Annotated in this window: 24 protein-coding genes; 15 read left to right on the top strand and 9 right to left on the bottom strand. The window is 62.3% G+C overall.

All coding sequences use genetic code 11. The annotated features are described in order from the left end of the window. Nucleotide 1: 1 nt before the first annotated feature. Nucleotides 2-2182, top strand: coding sequence for a putative bifunctional diguanylate cyclase/phosphodiesterase (locus tag BLS08_RS06115; RefSeq protein WP_055986675.1), 2181 nt, complete (start codon nt 2-4; stop codon nt 2180-2182). Nucleotides 2183-2285: 103 nt separating this feature from the next. Here BLS08_RS06115 and BLS08_RS06110 read toward each other — a convergent pair whose 3' ends face one another. Continuing rightward, nucleotides 2286-3065: a hydroxypyruvate isomerase family protein gene (locus BLS08_RS06110; RefSeq protein ID WP_055986678.1), complete on the bottom strand. Its 780-nt coding sequence runs from the start codon at nt 3063-3065 to the stop codon at nt 2286-2288. Further along, complete coding sequence (locus BLS08_RS06105; protein WP_055986680.1) at nt 3062-3952, bottom strand: NAD(P)-dependent oxidoreductase; 891 nt, start codon at nt 3950-3952, stop codon at nt 3062-3064. The genes BLS08_RS06110 and BLS08_RS06105 overlap by 4 nt, the downstream gene beginning before the upstream one ends. Nucleotides 3953-4087: 135 nt before the next feature. On the opposite strand from BLS08_RS06105, the gene BLS08_RS06100 reads away from it, so the two are divergent. The 6 genes from BLS08_RS06100 to BLS08_RS25980 all read left to right on the top strand — a co-directional run bounded on the left by BLS08_RS06100 (nt 4088) and on the right by BLS08_RS25980 (nt 9561). Next, nucleotides 4088-4939: a putative selenate ABC transporter substrate-binding protein gene (locus BLS08_RS06100; protein ID WP_055986685.1), complete on the top strand. Its 852-nt coding sequence runs from the start codon at nt 4088-4090 to the stop codon at nt 4937-4939. Then, nucleotides 4936-5736 carry a phosphonate ABC transporter ATP-binding protein gene (locus BLS08_RS06095; RefSeq protein ID WP_055986686.1) on the top strand — a complete coding sequence of 267 codons (801 nt, stop codon included), beginning with the start codon at nt 4936-4938 and terminating at the stop codon, nt 5734-5736. Before BLS08_RS06100 ends, BLS08_RS06095 begins: the two co-directional genes overlap by 4 nt. After that, a complete protein-coding gene (locus BLS08_RS06090) occupies nt 5730-6557 on the top strand; it encodes a PhnE/PtxC family ABC transporter permease (protein WP_055986687.1) in 828 nt (275 codons plus the stop codon). Before BLS08_RS06095 ends, BLS08_RS06090 begins: the two co-directional genes overlap by 7 nt. Then, on the top strand, nt 6554-7315 hold the full coding sequence (phnE, locus tag BLS08_RS06085; protein ID WP_055986690.1) for a phosphonate ABC transporter, permease protein PhnE: 762 nt from the start codon (nt 6554-6556) through the stop codon (nt 7313-7315). Before BLS08_RS06090 ends, phnE begins: the two co-directional genes overlap by 4 nt. A 193-nt stretch (nt 7316-7508) precedes the next feature. Further along, nucleotides 7509-8210 (top strand): hypothetical protein, encoded by a 702-nt coding sequence (locus tag BLS08_RS06080; RefSeq protein WP_017674942.1) that lies wholly within the window; start codon nt 7509-7511, stop codon nt 8208-8210. Between the two features lie 370 nt (nt 8211-8580). After that, a complete protein-coding gene (locus BLS08_RS25980; protein WP_139204190.1) occupies nt 8581-9561 on the top strand; it encodes a hypothetical protein in 981 nt (326 codons plus the stop codon). A 1106-nt stretch (nt 9562-10667) separates the two neighbouring features. On the opposite strand, the gene BLS08_RS06070 is transcribed toward BLS08_RS25980, so the two are convergent. Beyond that, nucleotides 10668-11705 carry a serine/threonine-protein kinase gene (locus tag BLS08_RS06070; protein WP_017677728.1) on the bottom strand — a complete coding sequence of 346 codons (1038 nt, stop codon included), beginning with the start codon at nt 11703-11705 and terminating at the stop codon, nt 10668-10670. Beyond that, nucleotides 11702-12178, bottom strand: coding sequence for a hypothetical protein (locus BLS08_RS06065; RefSeq protein WP_017677727.1), 477 nt, complete (start codon nt 12176-12178; stop codon nt 11702-11704). Before BLS08_RS06065 ends, BLS08_RS06070 begins: the two co-directional genes overlap by 4 nt. A 390-nt stretch (nt 12179-12568) precedes the next feature. On the opposite strand from BLS08_RS06065, the gene BLS08_RS06060 reads away from it, so the two are divergent. Together BLS08_RS06060 and BLS08_RS06055 are read left to right on the top strand one after the other, a co-directional pair. Continuing rightward, entirely contained in the window at nt 12569-13369 is an 801-nt protein-coding gene (locus BLS08_RS06060; protein WP_017674945.1) for a PA3715 family protein, read from the top strand. Between the two features lie 78 nt (nt 13370-13447). Then, nucleotides 13448-13927, top strand: a complete 480-nt coding sequence (locus BLS08_RS06055; protein ID WP_017674946.1) for a VOC family protein — start codon at nt 13448-13450, stop codon at nt 13925-13927. A gap of 10 nt (nt 13928-13937) precedes the next feature. Here BLS08_RS06055 and BLS08_RS06050 read toward each other — a convergent pair whose 3' ends face one another. Then, entirely contained in the window at nt 13938-14423 is a 486-nt protein-coding gene (locus tag BLS08_RS06050; protein ID WP_017674947.1) for a hypothetical protein, read from the bottom strand. Nucleotides 14424-14605: 182 nt separating this feature from the next. Between BLS08_RS06050 and BLS08_RS06045 the strand changes: the two genes are divergently transcribed. Beyond that, a complete protein-coding gene (locus BLS08_RS06045) occupies nt 14606-15286 on the top strand; it encodes a phytanoyl-CoA dioxygenase family protein (RefSeq protein ID WP_017674948.1) in 681 nt (226 codons plus the stop codon). Between the two features lie 18 nt (nt 15287-15304). Here BLS08_RS06045 and BLS08_RS06040 read toward each other — a convergent pair whose 3' ends face one another. Beyond that, nucleotides 15305-16177 carry an AraC family transcriptional regulator gene (locus BLS08_RS06040; protein ID WP_017674949.1) on the bottom strand — a complete coding sequence of 291 codons (873 nt, stop codon included), beginning with the start codon at nt 16175-16177 and terminating at the stop codon, nt 15305-15307. 139 nt (nt 16178-16316) lie between these two features. Between BLS08_RS06040 and BLS08_RS06035 the strand changes: the two genes are divergently transcribed. Further along, complete coding sequence (locus tag BLS08_RS06035) at nt 16317-17072, top strand: SDR family oxidoreductase (RefSeq protein ID WP_055986692.1); 756 nt, start codon at nt 16317-16319, stop codon at nt 17070-17072. Nucleotides 17073-17121: 49 nt separating this feature from the next. Here BLS08_RS06035 and BLS08_RS06030 read toward each other — a convergent pair whose 3' ends face one another. Then, a complete protein-coding gene (locus BLS08_RS06030) occupies nt 17122-18009 on the bottom strand; it encodes a LysR family transcriptional regulator (protein ID WP_045734968.1) in 888 nt (295 codons plus the stop codon). Between the two features lie 91 nt (nt 18010-18100). Here BLS08_RS06030 and BLS08_RS06025 point away from each other — a divergent pair, with 91 nt between their 5' ends. Beyond that, complete coding sequence (locus tag BLS08_RS06025) at nt 18101-18877, top strand: SDR family NAD(P)-dependent oxidoreductase (RefSeq protein WP_055986695.1); 777 nt, start codon at nt 18101-18103, stop codon at nt 18875-18877. After that, nucleotides 18874-19647 carry an SDR family NAD(P)-dependent oxidoreductase gene (locus BLS08_RS06020; protein WP_055986698.1) on the top strand — a complete coding sequence of 258 codons (774 nt, stop codon included), beginning with the start codon at nt 18874-18876 and terminating at the stop codon, nt 19645-19647. The genes BLS08_RS06025 and BLS08_RS06020 overlap by 4 nt, the downstream gene beginning before the upstream one ends. Here BLS08_RS06020 and BLS08_RS06015 read toward each other — a convergent pair. Then, nucleotides 19641-20390 (bottom strand): substrate-binding periplasmic protein, encoded by a 750-nt coding sequence (locus BLS08_RS06015; RefSeq protein ID WP_055986699.1) that lies wholly within the window; start codon nt 20388-20390, stop codon nt 19641-19643. The two genes, BLS08_RS06020 and BLS08_RS06015, sit on opposite strands and share 7 nt — an antisense overlap. Nucleotides 20391-20547: 157 nt before the next feature. Here BLS08_RS06015 and BLS08_RS06010 point away from each other — a divergent pair, with 157 nt between their 5' ends. Next, nucleotides 20548-20985, top strand: coding sequence for a MerR family transcriptional regulator (locus BLS08_RS06010; protein ID WP_055986703.1), 438 nt, complete (start codon nt 20548-20550; stop codon nt 20983-20985). 121 nt (nt 20986-21106) lie between these two features. On the opposite strand, the gene BLS08_RS06005 is transcribed toward BLS08_RS06010, so the two are convergent. Beyond that, complete coding sequence (locus tag BLS08_RS06005) at nt 21107-22132, bottom strand: hypothetical protein (protein ID WP_055986706.1); 1026 nt, start codon at nt 22130-22132, stop codon at nt 21107-21109. A gap of 223 nt (nt 22133-22355) precedes the next feature. On the opposite strand from BLS08_RS06005, the gene BLS08_RS06000 reads away from it, so the two are divergent. Further along, nucleotides 22356-23591 (top strand): NADH:flavin oxidoreductase/NADH oxidase family protein, encoded by a 1236-nt coding sequence (locus BLS08_RS06000; protein WP_055986708.1) that lies wholly within the window; start codon nt 22356-22358, stop codon nt 23589-23591. The last annotated feature ends 7 nt before the right edge of the window (nt 23592-23598 follow it).

Raw genomic sequence — 23598 nt, 5'->3', positions numbered from 1 at the left:
TATGGAAGGACTGTCGATCCGCTTTCTCGCCGACCTACCCGAGCAGGGCCAGCTCCTGCTCAATTGCGAACACGACCCCTGGCTGGTGGCACTGTCCTACGTCATCGCCAGCGTCGGCAGCCTCAGCACGCTGACCATCGCCAGGCACCTCGATAACGTCCTGAGGCGCAGCATGCGTCTGGTCTGGGGGCTGCTCGGCGGGCTGTGCCTGGCCGGCGCCATCTGGTCCATGCACTTCATCGGCATGCTGGCCTTCCAGGCGCCTGTCGCCATTCGCTATGACCTCGCCACCACCGTGCTGTCGCTGCTGGTGGCCCTGGCCGCCTCACTCCTCGCCGTGTACTACATGGCCATGCCGCGTCCCGGCCTGAGCCGCCAGTTGCTGGCCGCCAGCATCATCGGCCTGGGTATCAGCGCCATGCACTACAGCGGGATGGCGGCGATCCGCTCGGAGGCTCAGGCCTACTACCACGGCGGCCTGTTCACCCTCTCCATCGTCATCGCCATCAGTGCCAGCTTCGCCGCGCTGCTGCTCAACCGCTACGTGCGCCACGGCTCGCAGCTTCGCCAACGCTGGATGAAGTATTCGGCGGCGCTGGTCATGGGCGCGGCGATCGCCTCGATGCACTACACCGGCATGGCCGCGCTCAACCTGGTGGTAGCGGACGGCACGCCGCTGCAGTTGCGCAGCGCCGACAACAGCGTGCAACTGGTGCTGATCGTCGCCTCCATCACCTTGCTGATTCTCAGCCTGAGCCTGGCCGCAGCCTGGATCGGCCGCAAGCTCGACGACAAGGAGCGCGACCTGCAACGGGTCAATACCCTGCTGGTGCAGCTCGATCAGGCCAAGGCATCGCTGGAGCAGGTGGCGCATTTCGATCCACTGACCGAGCTGCTCAACCGTCGCGGCTTCAACCGGGTGTTCGCCGCCACCCTGGAGGAACACGCGGTGACCGGCCGCAGCCTGGCGGTGATGTTCCTCGATGTCGATCACTTCAAACGCATCAATGACAGCCTTGGTCACGACGCTGGCGACGAGTTGCTGCGTGTGGTGGCACAGCGCATCCGCAGCGCGTTACGTGAGCGCGACATCATCGCGCGCTTCGGTGGCGACGAATTCTGCGTGGTCGCCAGCCTCGACAGCAACGCCGACCCACGCGCGCTGGCCGCACGCATGCTGGAGCACATGAAGGAGCCGATCAGCTTTGCCGGACGCAAGATCGTGATGACCACCAGCGTCGGCATCAGCCTGTTCCCCCAGGATGGCGGCAACGCCGACGAGTTGCTCAAGCATGCCGATCTGGCGCTGTATCAATCCAAGGGCAGCGGGCGCAACGTGGTGCATTTCTTCAATCCGCACCTGAAGCAGAAGGCCTCGTTCGAGCTGCAACTGGAAGAAGACCTGCGCCAGGCCCTGCAGCAGGACAGCGGCCTGACCCTGTTCTATCAACCGATCATCGATCTGCGCAGCGGCGCGCTGAGCAAACTCGAAGCCCTGGTACGCTGGCATCATCCGCAGCACGGCCTGCTGACACCCGAGCGCTTCATCGCCATCGCCGAAGCCAACGGTTTCATCGATCAGCTCGACAACTGGGTGCTGCGCCGCGCCTGTCTCGACCTCAACAGCCTGGATCAAATGGGTTATCCGGGGTTGAAGATCGCGGTCAACTGCTCGGCGCTGAACCTGGCCAACGATCAGTTGCCTGGCCGCATCGAGCAGTTGTTGAACGCGACGCGCTGCCCTGCTCACTGCCTGGAGCTGGAGGTGACCGAGAGCGCGCTACTGAGCAACATCAATCGCGCCATCGGCCTGCTGGAAAACATTCGCGCGCTGGGCGTCAGCCTGTCCATCGACGACTTCGGCACCGGTTATTCCTCGCTCGCCTACCTGCGCCGCCTACCTCTGGATACGCTGAAGGTCGACCGCTCCTTCATTCAGGACGTGGCCCACTCCAGTCAGGACCGCGAGATCGTCCACGCCATCATCGCCATGGCCCACGCCCTGCATCTGAAGGTCGTCGCCGAAGGCGTGGAAACCGCCGAGCAGCTGGCGTTCCTTCAGGAACGCGACTGCGATCAGGTGCAGGGCTATCTGTTCAGCAAACCGGTACCGCTGGAGGAAATCCTGGCCCGCTTCCCGCCGCATTACCGGCCGCTGGAACGGGTAGCGGCAAGGTCTTGAGCCTTCGCCCCAGAGCAAAGGCACGCCGCTGAAGCGCCTCCTACAAGCAGCTGTGCAGCCCTTGTGGGAGGGGCTTCAGCCGCGACCAAGGCACGCCTCGCACTCAAGCCCTGAACGCCTGCAACCAGCCCAGGCTGGCCTGCGTACCCACCTCGCCCGGCTTGTACTCGGCGCCCAGCCAGCCGCTGTAACCGCTGTCACGTAAAGCACCGAGCAGCGCGGGGAACGCCAGCTCGCCGGTACCTGGCGCGCCGCGCCCCGGCACGTCGGCGAACTGCACATGACCGATGCGCCCGGCCAGCAAGCGCATGCCTGCGGCCACGTCCAGCCCCTGACGCGCCATATGGTAGAGGTCGTACTGTGCGGCCAGATTCGGGTGATCCACTGCGCGCAGCAGCGCATCCAGATCCTCCGGCGTATTGATCAGAAAGCCCGGCATGTCGATCGGGTTGATCGCCTCCACCAACACGCGGATGCCCAACGTCGCGAAGGCCTCGGCGCTTTTGCGCAGGTTGGCAGCCAGGCAATCCAGCGCCTGCTCGCGGCTCACGCCTTCGGCCAGGCGCCCAGGCAGCACATTGATGCAGGCCGGGCGCGCCATGGCGGCGTAGGTCAGCGCCTCCTGCAGGGCGGCGTCGAACTCGGCCTGACGCGCCGGCACGCTGGCCAGGCCAGGACCGCCGGTCATCAGATCGCCCGCCGGCACGTTGATCAGCACCAGCGGCAAAGCGGTCAACTCCAGCACTTCTTTCAGGGCTACCGCTGGCAACTCATAAGGGAACTGAATTTCCACGCCATCGAAACCCGCCGTCATCGCCGCCAGCACGCGCTCGCGCAGCGGCAACTCGGTGAACAGCATGGACAGGTTGGCAGCGATCTTCATGGGCATTGCTCCCGTAGCAGTTCCACCAGGGTGGCCGGGTCGCATTCCAGGTTGCCCTGGCTGCCGTGCAGGCGCATCAACTGCGCGGCCAAGCCGCTCATGGGCGTGGCGCTGCCCTGCTCACGGGATAGTTTGACCGCCGTATCGAGGTCCTTGAGCAGCGTGCGCACGTGCCACTTGATCGGCTCGAACTGGCTGGCGGCCATCTGTGGCGCAAGGATCTGCAGCGGCTTGGAGTCGGCGAAACCACCGGCCAGCGCCGAGGCGATCAGGCTGGCGTCGACGCCGGAGCGCTCGGCCAGCGCCACCACTTCGGCGATCACCAGCGCGTTGCAGGCCACGATCATCTGGTTGCACACCTTGGTCACCTGCCCGGCGCCCACCTCGCCCATGCGCGTCAGGCGCTGGCCCAGATGCGCCAGCACCGGGCGCACGCGCTCCACGTCCTCTTCCCGGCCGCCAGCCATGATCGCCAGCGTGCCGGCTTCGGCACCCGGCGTACCACCGGAAACCGGCGCATCCACCCAGCGCATGCCAGTACGTGCCTCCAGCTCGGCGGCCATCTCACGGGTGGCCGCCGGCTCCTGGCTGGAAAAGTCCACCAGCAACTGCCCCGGCCGCGCGCCCTCGACGATCCCGCCCGGGCCGAACACCACCTCACGCACCACCTCGGTATTGGCCAGGCAGAGCATCACCACATTGGCATCGCGACACAGCTCGGCGGGGTTCTCCACGCGATGCGCGCCCTGCTCCAGCAGCGACGCGCATTTGTCAGGCGTGCGGTTCCAGAGGGTCAGCGGGTAGCCTGCGGCGAGCAGGCGGCGGGTCATCGGTAGGCCCATCAGACCAATCCCGGCGAAGGCCAGGGCGGGAAGCGTTGCGGTCATCGATCAACTCCAGGCAGTTCGTATCCAGCGCGCATCTTAACCCCGGAGTCAGTTGTGTGCTGCCGGGGCTGCATCGGCAACGCCGGACCACTATACTCCGCGCGCCTTCCCCGCTATTGAACCGGAGAATCCGACATGTTCAAGAACACCCTGGCGCTCGCCGCCGGCATCGCCCTGTCTGTATCTGCTGTATTCGCGCAAGCCGCCGACGTCCTCAAGGTCTCGGCCATTCCTGACGAAGCCCCCACCGAACTGCTGCGCAAGTTCAAGCCGCTGGGCGCCTACCTGGAACAGGAACTGGGCATGAAGGTGGAGTTCGTGCCAGTGGCCGACTACGCAGCCGTGGTCGAGGCCCTGGCCGCCGACCGTATCGACATGGCTTGGCTGGGCGGTTTCACTTTCGTCCAGGCGCACCTGAAAACCGGCAACGCCGTGCCGCTGGTGCAGCGCGAGCAGGACGCCGAGTTCACCAGCAAATTCATCACCTCCGACCCGGCAGTGACGTCCCTGCAGGACCTCAAGGGCAAGACCTTCGCCTTCGGCTCGGTATCCTCCACCTCCGGCAGCCTGATGCCGCGCTACTTCATGCGGCAGGACGGCATCAAGCCGGAAGACTTCTTCAGCCGCGTGGCCTATTCCGGCGCCCACGACGCCACCGCAGCCTGGGTGCAGGCCGGCAAGGCCGACGGCGGCGTGCTCAATGCCTCGGTGTGGCAGAAGCTGGTGGACGCCGGCAAGGTCGATACCGACAAGGTCAAGGTCTTCGCCACCACCCCGACCTACTACGACTACAACTGGACCGTGCGCGGCAACCTCGACGCCGACCTGCAGGCGAAGATCAAGAGCGCCTTCCTCGCCCTCGACCCGGCCAAGCCGGAACAGAAGGCGATTCTTGATCTGCAGGCCGCCAGCCGCTTCATCGAAACCAAGCCCGAGAACTACGAAGGCATCGAAGAAGCCGCTCGCGCCGCTGGCCTGTTGAAGTGAGCATCGCCCTGCGTGGCGTGGGCCTGGCCCACGCCAACGGCAAGGTCGCGCTCGAAGATATCGATCTGCAGGTCAGCCCCGGTGAACGAGTGGCAATCATCGGCCCCTCGGGCGCCGGCAAGACCACCCTGCTGCGCCTGCTGGCCACCAGCCTGCAACCCACCCAGGGTGAGATCGACCTGCTGCAGCACAACCCCTGGCGCCTGGCTGCCCGCCAGCGCCAACGCCTGCGTGCGCGCATCGGCCTGATCCACCAGGCACCGCCTTTGCCACCGCGCCAGCGCGTGGTCACCGCCGTGCTGGCCGGCAAGCTTGGCCAGTGGTCATTGGCCAAAGGCCTGTTCAACCTGCTGCGTCCGCTGGATGCCAGCGGTGCCCAGGCCGCCCTGGCGCGCCTGGACATCGCCGACAAGCTCTACCAACGCTGCGATCAGCTCTCTGGCGGCCAATTGCAGCGCGTCGGCATCGCTCGCGTGCTGTACCAGGCGCCGGAATTGATTCTCGCCGATGAACCCGTCTCGGCCATGGACCCGGTACTGGCCGGTCATACTCTGGCCGTGCTCAACCGCGAGGCTGCCGAGCGCGGCATGACCCTGCTGGCCAGCCTGCACGCCGTCGACCTGGCGCTGGCGCACTTCCCACGGGTTATCGGTATTCGCGACGGGCGCATCGCCTTCGACCTGCCCACCGAGCAGGTGCTGCCCGAGCAACTGAAAGCGCTGTACGCCAACGAGCAACTGCAGGCCACGCCCAGCTCACCCGTGCCGCCGCAACCGACGCATATCCCGCGATGCTGACAACCGCCCCACGCGACCCCGCCGCCCTGCCACGCCTGCTGATCACCGTCCTGGCGCTGCTGTTGTTGTGGCCGGGCCTGAGCCTTAGCGAGCTGGACCTGGCCGTGCTGGTCGATGGCGACAACACCCGCGCCATGGGCAACTTCCTCGCCGGTTTCTGGCCGCCCTCGCATGACGCCGAGTTCCTCGCCCTGCTCGGTCGCGCCACCCTGGAAACCCTGGCCATCGCCACCGCCGGTATGAGCCTGGCGCTGCTCATCGCCATACCCGCCGCACTGCTGGCCAGTCGTGCGCTGTCGCTGTCAGCCGTGCATCGTGGCGGCCGCCCGACCTGGTGGGCGAACCTGGCGCGCTGGCCGGTGCGCGGCGTGCTGATCTTCCTGCGCAGCGTGCCGGAAATCGTCTGGGCGCTGCTGTTCGTCCGCGCTGTCGGCCTCGGCCCCACCGCCGGCGTGCTGGCCATCGCCATCACCTACGCCGGCATGCTCGGCAAGGTGTATGCGGAAATCTTCGAGTCGGTCGACGCCCGCCCCACCCGCGCGCTACTGGGTGCCGGCAGCGGCCGCCTGAGCGCCTTCGCCTACGGCGTGCTACCCAATGCCGCCGGGGAAATGCTCTCCTACACCGTGTACCGCTGGGAGTGCGCCATCCGCGCCTCAGTGGTGATGGGCTTCGTCGGCGCCGGCGGCCTGGGCCAGCAGATCGACCTGTCGCTGCGCATGTTCGCCGGCGGTGAAGTGGCCAGCATGCTGCTCACCTTCCTGCTGCTGGTGCTGCTGGCCGACCAGTTCAGCCGCTTGCTGCGCGCGAGGCTGACATGAGAGCCGGCAACCTGATCCTGCTCGCCGCCCTCCTCGCCGCGGTAGTTGCCTCGTTCCTCTATCTGGGCATCGACCTCGGCGCCCTGGTCGCCGGCGACAGCCTGGCGCAGATGGGCCAGTACGCCAGCGGCTTCCTGCAGCCGGACGTCTCGGCCGCACACCTGCAGGCCATCGGCCGCGGCGCGCTGGAAACCCTGGCCATGTCCGCCATCGGCACCCTGCTCGCCGCCCTGCTCGGCCTGGCTCTGGCGCTTCCAGCCGCCGGGCGCTTCGGCGGTGTCGCCCTGCACCTCACACGCCTGCTGCTCAACGCCCTGCGCGCCATCCCCGAACTGGTGTGGGCGGCGCTGATGGTGCTGGCCGCCGGCCTCGGCCCCAACGCCGGCACCCTGGCGCTGGCCCTGCACACTGCCGGCGTGCTCGGCCGCCTGTTCGCCGAAGCGCTGGAAAACACCCCACGCGAACCAGCCGACGCCATTCGTGAAAGCGGCGGCGGGCGCATGCTCGCCTTCTGCTACGGCACCCTGCCCGGCGTCTGGCCGCAACTGGTGGCGTACACCCTGTATCGCTGGGAGAACAACATCCGCATGGCCAGCGTGCTCGGCTTCGTCGGCGCCGGAGGGCTAGGGCAGATGCTCTACGTGTCGCTCAGCCTGTTCCAGGAAGCGCAGGCGGCCACGGTGATCCTGGCCATGCTCCTGCTGGTGCTGGCGGTGGATGCTCTGAGTGGCTGGGCGCGGCAACGCTGGGTGAGCTGAGCCGGCAGCGCGATATCGATATTCTGCCTGCCGCCTGAGCGCGCAGCGGGCATTTGTCCGGGCCACCACGGCAGGCATTGAAAACGCTCGAGGCTTGAGCCAGCATGCATAGCCCATGGCCATCATGCATCGCCGACTCGCGCAGATGCCTGGCCATGAGCCAACAGACCTTTTCCCGACAACAGGATGTCGTATGCGCGCTCTCAAATACCTTCTCGTCGCCAGCCCACTGATCATTGCAGGCTGCGCCAGTCAGCCTTCGCTGCCACCACCGGAATTCCCCGGCATCGAGCAATCCGACAAGATCGTCATCCACGATCAACGCCCCAGCAGTGAAAGCGAAAAGGAAATTTTCAGCCTGCTGGTCACCAGTAGCGCCTATGCCATCTACCGCATGCCGGACACCGCCACCAAGCCTACAGGCCCTCGACTGCTGGCTCACCGGGCTTATGAGACCTTCCCGGAGCTGGGCAGCCAACCCGCCATCAACGTTCATCACTTCGTGACCTACGCCAACCTGCAATCGCAATTGCGCAAAAGCTCGCTGGTCGCAGGCCTGACCGGCCCGATTGGCGTCGCCATCCTCAGCCGCCAGGAACTACCCGTTGGCGAAGTTCTGACAACCCGGATCGACAGCAGCATCTTCGACAAAACTGCAGGGGACGAGGAATACACCCGCGCCTTCTTCAGCGCCGAAGAAAATCCGGAGAAGTCGCCGGTCAACCTCATCTACATCGATGCGGAAATGCTCGGCCAACGCGTGGCCAGCCGCTGCCTAGTTCCGCCGATCAAGGACAAGCCCCACCTGTTTCTGATCGAGGCGATGGATATGTGCATCGCCAACCACCTGGCGCTGTACAGCACCGACTCTGCGAAGGAAACGGCCGCCAAGTAGCTCAGCATCGAGCCGGACAGGAGCCTGTCGAAAGATGGGTTTCTGCTTTGGCAACCTGCGATGTGCCTGTTCGCCTAGACGTTCCAATGGCCTTGCTACTGATGCTGGCGGTGGATGGGTGACAGGCTGCAATCGGCCAGAAGCAGCCCTTCGCCCAAGGCAGCTACCGACCAGTAGCGACGTTTGGTTCCGGAAAAACAAATTCGTCCCCTAAAGCCGGGGCGGCAGTGGTCTGTCAAAGCTGTTTAAAGAAGAGTACGCATGCTGCCATCTGTCGGTACGAACCAGATGACATGCACCTTGGCAGAGGCTATTTTGAAGCTCTCCTTGGGACAACTGAGGGTGAATACAGCGCCAAATAGGGGTGACCATGGCTTCGAAATACACGTTGCTTAGCGAAAAAAGCGTTAGGGCTGCAGTCCAAGATGGCGTTTTCACCTCTAAAACCGTGGACATAGTTCGTGACGCCAATAATTCATTTGTACGCCATCTCGAACGTCAGGATACTCCAACAATCCCTTCCTCAGTTGTTCAGATTCACAATAATTATATCTATGAAGCGGACACATCGAAATACCTAAGTGCTGTTATCGACATTCAAAACAAATACATAACTGGCGAGCTTAAAATAAAATATGACGAGGTTATAGTTGGTCTGACTGCTTATCAAGAACAAGGCAGTGATCTGGATCTTTTAAATACAGACGCTAGAAAGTCCTTGTCTGCTTTTGGTGAGCGAAGTTCTCAGATTCTTTCACCTCAAAGCAACGAACCTTACCTTGATGACGCAAGCCTTGAAGTTTTAGACTCATATACAAATTTAATTTTTGTTTATGTGATGAGTGGCTTTTGGCGTTTCAGGTCTGGATTCTCGAAGGACTCAGTGGCCACGAATAAGCTTGACACGCTCGATTCAGAGGTTCGATCCCTTTACTCATGGTTACTTCAAAACGGAAAAGACTATGAGAATCAGATAGGTAAATCGGTATATGCCTACATTCTCCTAGAGAAACCTGAAGAAATCGAGGTCATCAGTCAGCTTGTTGAATATGATAATCGCTATAGCTCAGCGCTCGATGTTGTTAAGTCATTCTCGCTGAAGTGTATTGATCGCAAGGGCTGGAGCGAGCCTTACAAGGTAAGCAGGCTGCCAAATGATACTTGGGGCGAGGATCGCTTGAGGGTTGCGCTGAAGCTCCACGACATCCTAAACAAGATAAGTAACATTCGTAGTGTTATTGATGAGCTTAAAGCCGTAGGTGAAATCAAGGTATCCGATATCTTGCTGGACGGTGAGTACCTTGACTCTCCCTTGTCGCTGTTCCGAATTGAAAATAAGCCGGATGTCTGATCCGGCTTTCATACCTGAAGATTAGTGGTTGTACTTGTACCACACCTGCCTAGCTGCTGCGGTACACCACATTTCCTTGAACACCTCTAACTTGGGAAATTCCCAAACCCTGGCATTCAAGAGCAGACATCCTCAACATACTCCAGGTCAGCCAGCTCATCCAGCAAATTACCTCAATGAACTCAGCAAGCTCATCAATCCTTTTACGCTCGTAAACGAGGTCATTGTGGTGGTTTTCCCCGGACACCCCGATAGGTGGAAAATGCATCTATCGAGGAGTTTTTCACGCCCTACAAACGCAGGACATTCGACACCAGCTTCAAGCTGCAAGTCGTGAAGATGATCACCGACTAGAGGCTGGCTGTTTCACAGGTCTGCCGGGATCTGAATTTGGTCGACTCGGCGGTTCGACGCTGGATCCCAGCAGTACGAGTCGGAGCAGCTGGGCCAGGCTGGAATCGGTAAGCCACTGACACCGGAGCAGCAGCCTATTCGGCAGTTGGCGCAGGATAGCCGGCAGCTCAAGATCATGCTGAAGTCGGAGGAATCAGTACGCGATGTACTGGAAAATTGCGCTGTTCATATATACAGTGCTCGTAGGAAGAGTTTCCTCTCACATCTGCGCGATGTATCAGCACTGGGTGCGACGAGTCACATGAGTACATTGTGCACATGATCGGATTGTGCTCAATCGGAGGCGATACGCCTGGCACACGAGGCTCTATTTGGTACCCGTGGGCAACCTGCTAGACGAGTGAATCGTCGCGAGGCGCTTGTGGCTGGGACAGGAGAGGGTCGGATAAGGACTAGGGCGACGGAGGCAGCACATGAACCAACGACGAGTGAACTTGACCTTGGCAATGCCTCGGTGCGGGTATTGCGGATCCTTCTGGGCGCCACCGGAAGGCGTCAACGCACGCAACGCCTTTTGTCCGCAATGTGCCGAGGCGCGTCGCGACATCGTGCGTGCGCATTTTCAGCTTATGCCCATCACGGCTGATGATGGCATGGATGGATACTTACTGCCCCGCTCCTTGGGAGCGGGCTGATCATAGGCATTGTCTTCGGACTCGACTTTTGGGGCCTGGGGGCTGAGGCAGGTAGGCTCACTTGCACTTAGCGAAGAATGTCTCCATCTCCTTCACGGCTAGTTTCCCGCCAACGACGCCACCCGATCCACCCAGGGTCTTCTTCCTGCCAGCATCCAACGGCTGGCTCCACGCCTGCCAATCATGTTGTCTCGGTGAGATGCGATCCCACTTTACGACGACTAGACGCTTACCAACTTGCCGCTCCCAGCGTACGCCTTGCGCTGACACGTCAGTAACCGTCCACTCTGGGGTAATTGGCAATCGCCCGATTGCATCCAGGGCCTCGTTGGCTGTCTGGAACCGAGCAGCTGGCTCATCGCACAGCATCTTGCGTATGGTTCGTCGCCACGCCGTCGGTACATGAGGGAGCCACTTAAGCCGATCGGCAAAGGCTCCATCCCTGACGGTGTCCCTGGGGCGGCCGACTTCTGAGTCATACCATTGTTTGCCATGCAGTAACCGGTAGAGTGTCATGCCCAACGCCCAAATGTCCGTTCTGGCACTGGTACCTGAGCCATGCCAAACCTCGAATGCGATGTGATCACGGTAGCCTGCCTGATCTGCATACCCGAGCAAGAGATCGTCAGTCACAAGTCCAAAGTCGCCAAGCAACGCGACGCCGGTGTGGTCGATCAAGATGTTTCCAGGCTTGATGTCGCGATGCAGCATCCCGCGAGCGTGCAAAGCGCTTAGCCCAAGCAAGACTTCGGTCGCGGCTTTGCGGACGGAGGACAGCGTCATAGGCCCTATCTCGTAGGCGCTCATCAACGATCCGCCTGCGCAGTGCGCCATGACAAAGTGGATAGAATCGCCTTCCTCACTGATGTGGTACACCTGCACCACATTTCGGTGCGTGGCTTTTGAAAGGAACTGTGCTTCGGCCAAGAAGCCGCGTTTGTGCTTCTGCCAATCTGCATCGGTGTGGGTGGGCTTGCGGGAAAGGACCTTTACCGCCACCCGACCGTGGACATTGTCGTCACCCTGGAACACTTCACCGAAATGCCCATTGCCTAGCTTCGCGCCGATGACGAGCTTCGGGAGTATTGCAGTCACTTACGACTCCTCGCGGCAATCACCTGCATCGCGGCTTCGCGGCTACCTTTTCTTAGCTTGCCGCCCTCCACATTGGCATCCCAAAAGCCGTCGTCCTTGACGTACTCATCGACCTTACGATCGCCGAATGTACGACTGATCTGGGCCTTCTTCAGTACCTTCGTCTCGCATACCGAAGCGCAGGCGGCGATGATCACACCTCGAAGCTCTGCGCTTTCGAGGAGGCTAAGCTTCGCAGCGGCTTGTGGGAGTGCACTTGCCTTGATCACGGCTTTGGCAATCTTGTTCTCCCGCAAGTAGTCACCACAACGTTGAAACATCGTGGCATAGGCTGCACCGCGATCACCTTTGGCAAGGTTCCAAGTCGCGTCCATGACGATCGTGATGGGCTCATCAGCGTCGTCCGGGATCTCCGTATCGATGACAATGATGTCCTCACCTGCAACAACAAACCCCACGCAACGAGATCCCATTCAGGTATATCCTGTATCAGCGGTTGAAAGTCTGTAACGGTAACCGAGCCCGTAACGAGGCGTCGAGTTCACAAGAATACTTCTTCATTGTGCAGGCTTCGGGTTCGGTCAGAGAGATCTGCTTGCCCGGTGTTTTGATGAGCTGGGACTCAATACCTTGATGGTGTCTGAGTTTCCCTTGAGTTCGCTTGAGACAAGGCCCGATTTCCCATAGATCCTCAAACCATCAAGGATGGCCAGCTAAGTCGCGGCTGATCAGTCCGCTTCTGGCCGATAGCAGTCCCCACATAGTCCAGCTACTCCACCCTCTCCCCTCTTTCAGCGTAAAGTCGCCCCCACACACCTGCGGTTTCCGCTCAGACGAATGGGGTCGAACAAGGACTCACCAACATGGACCGTTTACCTAGCACCCTCCCCGCCTTCGCGCTCTGCCTGCTCTCCCTCGCTCACGCCGACACGCGCCAACCTCAGCCCTGCAACGCTGCATTGCTGGACTCACTGGCCACCCAACTGGGACAACAAGGCTGGACGCCCCCTGACGAGCGTGGTGACGGGCCGTTGGTGGCGGCTGCCTGCAAGCCCTGGCCGGATGATCCGGCGTTGTCCGTGGTGACCCTGGCTTACCGTGACGCCGAGGACACCACGCCAGCGGGCGAGCGCTATCTCAACTGGCTGGTGGCGAAGGTGGACGCGCAGAGCGGGCAATTGCGCGAGCGCTATGACGACTACCTTGGCGAAGATGCTGCGCTGGAAATCGATGCCGGTAGCCTGTGGTTGGATACCGCGCGTTATCACCTGGCGCCGGACGTTCGCGCCTTCGGTGTGGTGGTGCGCAGTGTCGCGCGTGGGGCAAGTTGTCCGGATGCCGGCTTCAATAACCTGCTGACGCTGGTGGTGCCGCAAGGGCCTCGGCTAAGGCCGGTGTTTGCCACTTATCTGTACTCGTGGACGACGGTAAAGGGCATGGCCTGCGCACTGGATGGTGATTTCGAGTCGGAGCAGGCCGACCTGACGCTGGGCCTTGGGCCCAAGCATGCTCATGGCTATGCCGACCTGGTGGTAACCGCTCATGTTCGTGCTGGCCGGCAGGAGCCCGTGCTACGCAAGGTCAGCACCACCGTCCGCTACGACGGCAAGCACTACCCGTTCGATCAGTTCCCGACGTTCTGGATGAGAGAGCCGCAGCCGTAACGACGAACAGGCAAGGACAAGCCAGCGCCCCACAGCCGTCTAGACTCCTGATTCTCAAACCATGGTGGGAGACTCAGGATGACCAGCAAGAACACCATCTGCCTCTGGTACGACCGCGACGCGCTGGAGGCTGCGACTTTCTACGCCAAGACCTTTCCCGACAGCGCCGTGCTGGCGGTACACCATGCGCCCGGCGATTATCCTTCTGGCCAGCAGGGCGACGTGCTGACGGTGGAGTTCAGCGTGATGGGCATTCCCTGCCTGGGCCTCAACGGCGGCCCGGTGTTCCAGCATAACGAGGCGTTCTCGTTTCAGGTGGCGACCGACGATCAGGCCGAGACGGATCGCCTGTGGCACGCGATCATCGACCACGGCGGCCAGGCCAGTGAATGCGGCTGGTGCAAGGACAAATGGGGCATCTCCTGGCAGATCACCCCGCGCATCCTCAGCGCCGCCATCGCCAGCCCTGATCGCGCAGCCGCCAGGCGCGCCTTCGAGGCGATGATGACCATGAGCAAGATCGACATCGCCAGAATCGAGGCTGCGCTGAAGGGCTGACTGAGATGAATCAGACGCGGGCGTTCTTCTTCTGCAGGATCAGCGATGCTTCGTTATAGGCGCTCTGGAAGGCGTCGCTGCCGATCCAGATGATCGCGGCGTCTTCGTCTTCATCGTGGAAGATGCCGCGGTAGACGATCAGCAGGCCCATCATGAAGTCGGTCGCGGCGTCTTCCGATTCCTCGGCGACCACCAGCTCCAGCACCGGGTACTGCAGGAATATCAGGCACAGGGCGAGCAGGCTGATGCCTTCGCCGGCTTTCATCGCCTGGAACAGGTCATCGAAATGCGCGGGGTCGAAGCCATTCTCTTCGATGTCCTTGAAATCGAAGGTGCTCAGGTCGATCTCGACGTCATCGAACGGCTCGTTGATCAGCGGGTTGGCGAGAATCGGATGGACGACATTGGCCAGCGCCTTGGGCTTGCCCATGCGGTTCTGCCTGGCTTTGGTCTTGGCCCGTTGGGCGCGCTTCTTCTGTTTGTCTGCGGAGGCCATGGGGCGTTCCTCGTTCGGTACAGCCATGTGCATGGCGCGGAAAGTTCAGGCGCCATTGTATTCAGTCTTGGTCATCGCCTGCGGCTGAATTTGCAGACGGAGAGTCATGCATTGAAGAACGGGCTTGCCTCTTCGACTTCCACCTGTTTTCTTCGGGATGCATGGATGACGGGAGCCTGACCATGACGGACCGTAAACAACTCCACCACGACGGCTATGCGTTGCTGCGCCAGGCGGTTCCTGTCGGGTGGCTGGATGGCTTGCGCACCCTGTTCGATGCGGGCATTACCCCCTCGGATCAGTGGCCGGTACCGCGTGGCGCAGACTGGCATCACTCGCTGCTGGACGACGACGCCATGATTCAGGCCGTGTGCCGCCTGCCACAGCTGCTGGCAGTGGTCGGCGAGCTGATCGGCGAACGTTTCTTCCTCGCCCAGGTGGAGGGTCGTGAGCCACTGCCTGGTGGCGGTCATCAGCAACTGCATCGCGATCTGTCGGCGCAGCGCCCGGGCGATATCGCCAATGCCATGGTCTACTTCGACGACTACGGCCCAGACAATGGAGCCACCCGTATCGTCCCGAGCAGCCACCGTCCGCCTGCCAGCGAGCCCCCCTTCGACTTCAACGACGAGTCCCGCTCAGTGCAGCTTGCGGGTGCGGCCGGCGACATCCTGGTGTTTGATGTGGACCTGATACACGCCGGCAGCCTGAACCGGCTCGGCACACGTCGCCGCTCGATCCTGATCAGCTACTTCGCCGAGCCACTGTACGCGTCCTATCTGCAGACGCGCAGCCTGCGGGGGATTCGCATGGACGCGAGCGAACGCTTCGAACCTGCGGTTTTTTCCTTGAGGCAGGTGTGAGCAAGGCGGTTGCCTGTGTCAGCAGGCGACACTGGCGTCTCTCGCTGGCGGCAGGCCGAACAGCCGGCGGTACTCCCGGCTGAACTGCGACACACTTTCGTAACCCACCGCGAACGCCGCACTGCTGGCGGTGGCGCCCTCCCCTGTCATCAGGCGACGCGCCTCGATCAGTCGCAGCTGTTTCTGAAATTGCAGCGGCGTCAATGATGTCTGGTTGCGAAAGTGGTGATGAAAAGACGACGGACTCATACCGGCCACGGACGCCAGGTGCTCCACCGGCAGCGGCCGGGTGAATTCGGTGCGCAGCACCTTCACCGCCCGGGCGATGCGCTGCGCATGGCCGTCCGGCCAGCCCAGGCGACTGATCGCCGGGCCATGTCGGCCAGCCAGCAGCCAGTAGTGCAGTTCGCGCACAAGCGAAGCATGCAGCACCGTCGCCGAAGCCGGGCGCTCGAGCAGTCGCATCAGGCGTAGTGCCGCTTCGGCGACTTCGCTATCGGTCGGTTCGATGCGGATGGGCTCCAGCTCCGCACTCGGCACGGCCTTCATCTCCTCCATCAATTCGGTGAGCAGTGCAGGATCGAGGTCGATCACCAGCGAGATGTACGGGACCTCGTGGCTCGCCTGGATGATCTGGCTGACCGTCGGTACGTCGGCGGTGATCAACAGCGAATCACCGGCGCTGAAGTTGAAGCTCCGGGTACCCATCATGACGCGCTTGCTGCCCTGCAACACCAGGCAGGCCAGAGGCCGGGTGATGGCGTAATCCAGCCCACTGGGCTCTGACGTGCGAATGATGGTCAAGCCGGGAATAGGGGTTTGGGCAAGCCCGCCGGGTTCGCCATGTCGATCCAGATAACCGCGGACGACCTCCAGCAGCGCTGCGCTCATCGTGGGCTCCTGATGCTGATCCAGAGCATGTCTTTTCCTCTTGGAGAAATAGGCAAAAAGCGTCGAGGTTTCGGTAACGACGGGGTTGCGCCACGAGCCACACAATGAAATCCCGTTCACCCATGAGAGGATTTTTACCATGACCAAGATCGCCATCGTAACCGGCTCCAGCCGTGGTCTCGGCCGCAACACTGCGCTGAACATCGCGCGTCAGGGCATCGATGTGGTCGTCACTTATCACAGCCAGGCCGACACCGCACAGGCCGTGGTTGCCGATATCCAGGCCCTGGGACGCAAGGCGGTCGCTCTGCAGCTCGACGCTGGCGACGTCAGCACCTTTCCGGCCTTCGTACAACGCCTGCGCCAGGCGCTGAACGAGACCTGGCAACGCGACAGTTTCGACCACCTGATCAACAACGCCGGCCATGGCGACATGGCGTCGATTGCCGACACTACTGAAGCTCAATTCGATGCCCTGGTGAACGTGCATTTCAAAGGGGTGTTCTTCCTCACCCAGGCCTTGCTGCCACTGATGGCCGATGGCGGTCGTATCGTCAATATCTCGTCCGGGCTGACCCGTGTGTCCTACCCCGGTTTCTCCGCCTACTCGGCGGTAAAGGGCGCAGTGGAAGTGCTGAGCCTGTACATGGCCAAGGAGCTGGGCAGCCGGGGTATCGCAGTCAACACAGTGGCGCCCGGTGCCATCGAAACGGATTTCCTGGGTGGAGCCGTACGTGACATGCCGGACCTGAACAAGGTGTTCGCGGACATGACGGCGCTGGGTCGGGTCGGCGTGCCGGACGACATCGGCCCGATGATCGCCAGCCTGCTCGGCGAGCAGAATCGCTGGGTCAACGCCCAGCGCATCGAGGTATCCGGCGGTCAGGCGATCTGATCGCCCCCGCTGCGACCGGACAACCCGGTCGCAGCGATATCCGCGCGCCCTAGCCACGCGCCGGCTGCCCAGCCATGCGCTGGCGGATCAGCTCCAGATAACGCCGCGCGCCTAGCCCAAGTGGCCGGCTGCTGCTCCAGACGATATCCACCCACAGACGCAACTGGTTGGCCATGTTGTCGAAGGCCACCGTCCGCAAGTTGCCCGACTCGATCAGGGCGGCAACCAGCGGATGCGGCAGATAAGCCCAGCCGAGCCCGGCCTGCACCAGGTTGAGGGTGGCCAGGTCGCTGTCGGTGAGCCACAGGTGATGGGACAGGATCATCTGTGGGTCGGTCGCCGACGGTGAGCCGGCCGCGACGATGATCTGCCGCGCCTCGACCATCCCCTGCTCATCCATCTGCCTGAGGTAGTCCGGTGCCGCTACTGCCGTCAGTAGCTGGCTGCCGGCTTCGAGAAAGTTTTCCCGCTCATCGATGCCGGGGCGCTCGAACACCAGCGCCAGGTGGACACTGCCTTCGTGCATCAGGCGCACGGCTTCAGCCTGCGAGGCGGAGCGCACCTCGACCTCCAGCAGGGGGAATTCGTTCGCCAGGTCGATCAGTGGCTGACTCCACATGCCGCTCTGCAACTCCGGCGCCATGGCGATGACCAGCCGCCGTTCCAGGCCCTGGTGCATCTGCAGGGCCTGGGCGTCGAGCCGGTTGAGTTGGCGCGCCGCCTGACGTGCCTGGGGCTCCAATGCCCGCGCAGCCTGGGTTGGCAGGGCCTTGCGCGTACTACGGTCGAACAGCTCCAGATCCAGCTCCGCCTCAAGCTGGGCGATGGCCATGCTTACCGCCGAAGGCACGCGCCCAAGCTGGCGTGCAGCGGAAGAAAAGGAACCACCGTCCAGCACCGCGAGGAACACGCGCAGGGTTTCGCTGTTGAATGCCATGGTGTTGTCAATTTTCCTGATGACTATCGTCTTTTTTTATCAGCTTACTCCCTCTAACTTCCAGCCATCGACAACCCGATGGGAGCCTTGCATGAAACAGGACTGGAAAGACCAGGTTGCGCTGGTCAGCGGTGCCGGCAGCGAACACGGCATCGGCATGGCCATCGCCCGGCGCTTGGGCGCGGCTGGCGCGAAGCTGATCGTCACCGCCAGCAGTGTGCGCATTGCCGAGCGCGTCGCCGAGCTGCGCGCCGAAGGCTTCGAGGCCGAAGGCCGGGCAGTCGACCTTACCGACGAAGCCGGCGTGCAGGCGTTCGCCGCCTGGGCCGAAGAGCTGTGGGGGCGCGTCGATATTCTGGTGAACAACGCCGGCATGGCGATGCAGGGCAGCCCCGAGCCGTTCGCGGAGCTTTCCAGCATGAGCCTGGAGGTCTGGAATCTCTCGCTCGCCCGCAACCTGACCAGTGCCTTCCTGCTCACCCGCGCCCTGCTCCCCGGCATGCAGGCGCGCAGCTACGGGAGGATCGTCAACATCGGCTCCACCACCGGCACGCGTGGCGGCAATCCCGGCGAGGCGGCCTACAGCGCCGCCAAGGCCGGTATGGTGGGCATGAACATGGGCCTGGCGTTGGAGGTCGCACGCCAGGGCATCACGGTCAACACCGTGGCGCCGGGCTGGATCGCCACGGGCTCGAGCACGCCGCATGAACAGCGCGCCGCGGCCTATGTGCCGATAGGCCGTGCCGGCCGCCCCGAGGAAGTGGCATCAGCCGTGGCCTTCCTCGCCTCCCCTGAAGCCAGCTACATCACCGGCGAGGTGCTGGTGGTCGACGGCGGCAACTGCCTGATCGAGGACAAGGCCCCATGAGTACCGAGCCAAAAATCAGCCCCGTGGTGCTGATCACCGGCGCGGCTGGCGGCTTGGGCAGTGCGCTGGCGGCACGCTTCGTGGCCGGTGGCTGGGCGGTATTCGCCACCGACGCCAACGCTACCGGCCTGGCCGAGCTGGGCCAGCGCCATGCGCTGGTAGGCAACCTGGCGACGGATATCCGCAAGCCTGCCAACTGCAATGCAGTGGTGACGGCAGTGATCGAAGCAGCTGGCCGACTGGATGCATTGATCAACGCGGCAGGGGTATGGCGCGAAGGGCCGGTGGAAGCCTTCAGCGAGGAGGATTTCGACCTGGTATTGGACGTCAACCTCAAGGCCAGCTTCTTCATGTGCGCTGCGGCCATTGTTCACCTGCGCCAGACGCGAGGCGCCATCGTCAATATTTCCAGCGACGCCGGACGCCAGGGCAACCCCAATGCGGCCGCCTACTGCGCCAGCAAGGGCGGCCTGAGCATGTTCACCAAGGCACTGGCGCTGGATCTGGCACCTTACGGCGTGCGTTGCAACGCCGTCTCGCCTGGCGATATCGAGACACCGATGCTCAAGTTCCAGGCCGAGCACTACGGTAATGGCGATCCGGACGCCTACTACCGGGAGTTGCTGGGGAAATATCCACAGGGAGATCAGGCGCGTTTCATCCAGCCGGAAGAAGTGGCGGAACTGGCGTTCTTCCTCTGCCAGCCTGGGGCGCGGTCGATCACCGGTGCTGACCTGGCCATCGATCAGGGCATTTCAGCCGGTCACTGATCGTCGCGCCGTTCGTAGCGGCGCTGGATGCGCGCCAGCTCACCCGAGCGGCGCAACCTGGCCAGGGCAGCGGCCCAGGCCGCGACCAGCGCATCGTCGCTGTCGCGGCTGAAGGCGATATACAGCGAGGAGCGGTACAGCTCGATGGGCACCCGCCTGAGAGAGCCCGGGGCGATACCCAGCTGGCGACTGTAATAGGCCACGCCGGTGTCGGTGTCGCCGATGATGACCTCGGTACGCCCGGCCAACAGCATGCGGTAGAGCTGCTCACTCTCCGTTGCGCTCGTGTCGAGGTTGTCGAACCCCATCGAAGCCAACATCGTTGGCACCAGGCCGGCGTGCCGGGTGGTTATACGTGGGGTGTGCAGCAACTGCTCCAGGGTGTGGATCGGCTGCGCTGCAATGGCCAACTGGTAGGGGTAGATGGATTCCTCGGCGATGGGCCCGACCCACTTGAACAAGGGCTCGCGCTCTGGCGTGCGAAACATCGAGTACATGATGGTTCTGGGCTGAGTCTGCAGTACACGAGAGGCACGCATGCTGGGCCTCATTCTGATCTCGAAGTCGTCGCCGGTCAGCGCCATGATGGCCCGCACCACCTCCGTGGCCATGCCGGTGATGTGCTCGTTCTCCCGGTAGTTGTAGGGTGCCCATTCTTCGGTGACGAGCTGATACGTCTCGGCTCTGGCAAGCGCACCCATCAGCAGGCAGAGCAGCGCGGCGATGAGTATCGAGTGCTTCACGGGCTGTACCTGCTGGAGGGGATGCAGTTCAAGAGCGGCTCTGATCAGGGGGCTCGGCAAGCATAGACGTTATGCCAGTGTTGCAGCCTCATGGCCAAAGCCGAAGGTTAAAGTTAACCTTGAGCTCACAACGCTCCTGCCACGGAGATTTACCCAGATGAAGATCGGCGAACTGGCGCAACGCACAGGCCTTGCGGCCTCGCGCATTCGCTTCTACGAAAGCATTGGCCTGCTCAAGCTGGTGGAGCGCCAGGCCAACGGCTATCGCAGTTACCCGGAACAGGCCGTGCTGGTGCTCAACCTGATCACCACCGCACAGCAGGCCGGCTTCAGCCTGGACGAATTGCGCACCCTGCTGCCGCAGGATCTGGCGCAGTGGGAACACGGCAAGCTGCTCGATACCCTGCAGGCAAAAGTGAAGGACATCGAAGCGCTGGAGCAGCGCCTGGCACAGAGCAAGGCGCACCTGCTGGCGCTGATCGACGAGATTGAAAGCAAACCGGACGATATCGACTGTGCCACCAACGCCAAGCGGGTGCTGTCGAAAATGAACCCGGGCGAGCCGAGCGAGACACCCAAGCGCGCGAAGAAATAAACGAGTGCTCGCTACATCCGTAGGAGCCGGCTTGCTGGCGATCTGCCTGAAAGCACAGAGCATCGCCAGCAAGCTGGCTCCTACGAAAAGCACTTGTCCCGCAGTCGACAAGGAAGCGCCTTTACTCCTGACTGAGCATCTGCGCCAGCGGCTCCGGCGCATAGAGCGCGCTCTGGAAGTCCGGCACGTATTCGTACTTCAGCATCTTGCCCAGCTTCAGTGACTCGATGTAGGTCGAGAGGCTGCCATCGCCAAGTTTGAGGTTCACCGAATCCGCATTCGAGTTGGAAGCGTGACTCATCTGCCGAGAAACGGCGTAGCCGTAGGCAAGCTCACCATCGTGACCAATATTGGTGAAGCTATTGGTCACCCATTCAGGCTCGCTAGATACCTCAGCAAGTTTTTCTACGTCGAAGGTAACGTCGAGCTTGCCGGTTTCGCTGTCGGCGATTTCGAAGACGAGACGCTTGTCGGTCTCGCGATAATCGATGGGCGTCAGCCACTTCGGTAGGTTGTAACCGACCACACCACGCACACGCGCCAGCTCGGTGTTGACCGGCAGCTTGAGCACGTAACCCCAGAAGTCCTTGGACAGTGATTGCCCGACCAGGCTGATGGGCCCCAGGTTGGCATTGCCAGGCTTGTTGGTGACGATGGACAGCGCGATCTCGTTGTAGCTGTCGTTATCGCAGTAGTGATAGGCGTAGGCAGTGAAAGCGACCAGCCCCCTGCCCGGCCAGATCTGCAGTGGCTGCACTTGCTCCAGTACCTCTGTCGGCATCAGTTCGCGCAGCCTGTCGAGGTCAGCGGTGAAGACGGCGGTGACGCGGGTGTTGCGGTAGTAGAAGTTCGGTGAGTAGGACTCGAAGCCCATGTCCACCTTGGTTTTCTGCAGACCACGGAACCAGCTGAGATCGATATCCGGCGCCTCTTCTGCGATCACCGACAGTGGCGGATTGGAGTGAAAACGCTGGTAAAGCCCGCCCGCCTCCACCGGCACCGAATGGCCGGCAATATCGACCGTGGCAGCGGGCGCATCGGCCTCCTGTGCCCACGAGGGCATGGCGACGGCGTTGAGAATCACGCCGACCAGCAGCGCAGTGCGCTGGCGTTTCAGACGTTTCGTAAGCTCGGCAAACTGCTTCATCGTTGTTATCCGCGTTGAGAGATTCATAAGTTCCCTGCCCACCGGAATGGTCTCCGAGAAGCAGACGCGGCAACCCTAAGGTTAAACAGAACTTTAAGGTCAAGCAGCCAAACCGATGAGATTGTTTCAAAGCGGTAACGCGTTGAAGCGGGCGCAGATACCCATTGACATTAAAGTGAACTTTAAAGTTAAGGTCACCTCTGGCTCAACCGAGGAAGCACCCATGACCCTGTTCGATCCCCTTGTCCTGCCCAATGGTTCGACCCTGCCCAACCGCATCGCCAAGGCGGCGATGGAAGAGAACATGGCGGATGCCGACCACGCACCGTCCGAGCACCTGATGCGCCTCTATCAGGCCTGGGCCGAGGGCGGCGCCGGCCTGCTCATTTCCGGTAACGTGATGGTCGACAGCCGCGCCTTGACCGGGCCGGGTGGCGTGGTGCTGGAAGACGACACGCACCTGGCCCGATTCGAGCGCTGGGCACGCATCGGCCGCGGCAAAGGGGCGCAGTTCTGGTTGCAGATCAATCATCCCGGCCGGCAGATGCAGTCCAACCTGGGCCAGCCAACCTGGGCGCCTTCGGCCGTAGCGCTGGAGCTGGGCAACCTGTCCAAGCGTTTCGCCACGCCGCAGGAAATGACCCCGGCGGTGATTCAGGAGGTGATCGAGCGCTTCACCCGCACCGCGCAGTTGGGCGAGCAGGCCGGCTTCACGGGCGTGGAAATCCACGCGGCGCACGGCTATCTGCTCAGCCAGTTCCTGTCGCCACTGACCAACCAGCGCAACGACCAATGGGGCGGCTCGCTGGAAAATCGCGCGCGCCTGCTGCTGGAGATCGTCAAGGCGGTGCGTGCCGTGGTGTCGCCGAGCTTCGCCGTGGCGGTCAAGCTCAACTCGGCAGACTTCCAGCGCGGCGGCTTCAGCGCCGAGGACGCGCAGCAGGTGGTGCGCCTGCTCGACGGGCTGGGCGTGGATCTGGTCGAACTGTCCGGTGGCAGCTACGAAGCGCCGGCCATGCAGGGCCAGGCCCGCGATGGGCGCACCCTGGCGCGCGAAGCCTACTTCCTTGAATTCGCCCGTGAGATTCGCGCCGTGGCAAGCATGCCAGTCATGGTCACCGGCGGTATCCGCCGTGCACCGGTTGCACAACAGGTGCTGGATAGCGGCATCGAGATGGTCGGCATCGGCACGGCCCTGGCCATCGACCCGAACCTGCCGCGTGACTGGCAGCTCGGCCTCTGCAGCGCTCCCCAGCTGCCGCCGATCACCTGGAACAACAAGGTGCTGGCCTCGCTGGCGAACATGGCGGTGGTGAAGTACCAGCTGCACCAGCTTAGCCAGGGCCGGGACTCCCAGCCCGGCGTATCCCCCTTGTGGGCGCTGGTGACGCAGCAGGTGAAAGACCTCTTCCGTACTCGCCAATATCGCCGTCGGATGGCGCGGCGACAGGCGCGGTGACTACGCC

Origin of the sequence: Ectopseudomonas chengduensis (genome assembly GCF_900102635.1) — a bacterium.
Taxonomy (GTDB): Bacteria; Pseudomonadota; Gammaproteobacteria; order Pseudomonadales; family Pseudomonadaceae; genus Aquipseudomonas; species Aquipseudomonas chengduensis.
Note: the sequence above shows the minus strand (reverse complement) of the source record. Positions and strands in the feature narration are given on the sequence as shown.

Bases quoted from the DNA above. Each gene is read 5' to 3' on its own strand.
- BLS08_RS06115 (WP_055986675.1), top strand. From the start codon at position 2: ATGGAAGGACTGTCGATCCGCTTTCTCGCCGACCTACCCGAGCAGGGC.
- BLS08_RS06110 (WP_055986678.1), bottom strand. From the start codon at position 3,065: ATGAAGATCGCTGCCAACCTGTCCATGCTGTTCACCGAGTTGCCGCTG.
- BLS08_RS06105 (WP_055986680.1), bottom strand. From the start codon at position 3,952: ATGACCGCAACGCTTCCCGCCCTGGCCTTCGCCGGGATTGGTCTGATG.
- BLS08_RS06100 (WP_055986685.1), top strand. From the start codon at position 4,088: ATGTTCAAGAACACCCTGGCGCTCGCCGCCGGCATCGCCCTGTCTGTA.
- BLS08_RS06090 (WP_055986687.1), top strand. From the start codon at position 5,730: ATGCTGACAACCGCCCCACGCGACCCCGCCGCCCTGCCACGCCTGCTG.
- phnE (WP_055986690.1), top strand. From the start codon at position 6,554: ATGAGAGCCGGCAACCTGATCCTGCTCGCCGCCCTCCTCGCCGCGGTA.
- BLS08_RS06080 (WP_017674942.1), top strand. From the start codon at position 7,509: ATGCGCGCTCTCAAATACCTTCTCGTCGCCAGCCCACTGATCATTGCA.
- BLS08_RS25980 (WP_139204190.1), top strand. From the start codon at position 8,581: ATGGCTTCGAAATACACGTTGCTTAGCGAAAAAAGCGTTAGGGCTGCA.
- BLS08_RS06065 (WP_017677727.1), bottom strand. From the start codon at position 12,178: ATGGGATCTCGTTGCGTGGGGTTTGTTGTTGCAGGTGAGGACATCATT.
- BLS08_RS06060 (WP_017674945.1), top strand. From the start codon at position 12,569: ATGGACCGTTTACCTAGCACCCTCCCCGCCTTCGCGCTCTGCCTGCTC.
- BLS08_RS06055 (WP_017674946.1), top strand. From the start codon at position 13,448: ATGACCAGCAAGAACACCATCTGCCTCTGGTACGACCGCGACGCGCTG.
- BLS08_RS06050 (WP_017674947.1), bottom strand. From the start codon at position 14,423: ATGGCCTCCGCAGACAAACAGAAGAAGCGCGCCCAACGGGCCAAGACC.
- BLS08_RS06045 (WP_017674948.1), top strand. From the start codon at position 14,606: ATGACGGACCGTAAACAACTCCACCACGACGGCTATGCGTTGCTGCGC.
- BLS08_RS06040 (WP_017674949.1), bottom strand. From the start codon at position 16,177: ATGAGCGCAGCGCTGCTGGAGGTCGTCCGCGGTTATCTGGATCGACAT.
- BLS08_RS06035 (WP_055986692.1), top strand. From the start codon at position 16,317: ATGACCAAGATCGCCATCGTAACCGGCTCCAGCCGTGGTCTCGGCCGC.
- BLS08_RS06030 (WP_045734968.1), bottom strand. From the start codon at position 18,009: ATGGCATTCAACAGCGAAACCCTGCGCGTGTTCCTCGCGGTGCTGGAC.
- BLS08_RS06025 (WP_055986695.1), top strand. From the start codon at position 18,101: ATGAAACAGGACTGGAAAGACCAGGTTGCGCTGGTCAGCGGTGCCGGC.
- BLS08_RS06020 (WP_055986698.1), top strand. From the start codon at position 18,874: ATGAGTACCGAGCCAAAAATCAGCCCCGTGGTGCTGATCACCGGCGCG.
- BLS08_RS06010 (WP_055986703.1), top strand. From the start codon at position 20,548: ATGAAGATCGGCGAACTGGCGCAACGCACAGGCCTTGCGGCCTCGCGC.
- BLS08_RS06005 (WP_055986706.1), bottom strand. From the start codon at position 22,132: ATGAAGCAGTTTGCCGAGCTTACGAAACGTCTGAAACGCCAGCGCACT.
- BLS08_RS06000 (WP_055986708.1), top strand. From the start codon at position 22,356: ATGACCCTGTTCGATCCCCTTGTCCTGCCCAATGGTTCGACCCTGCCC.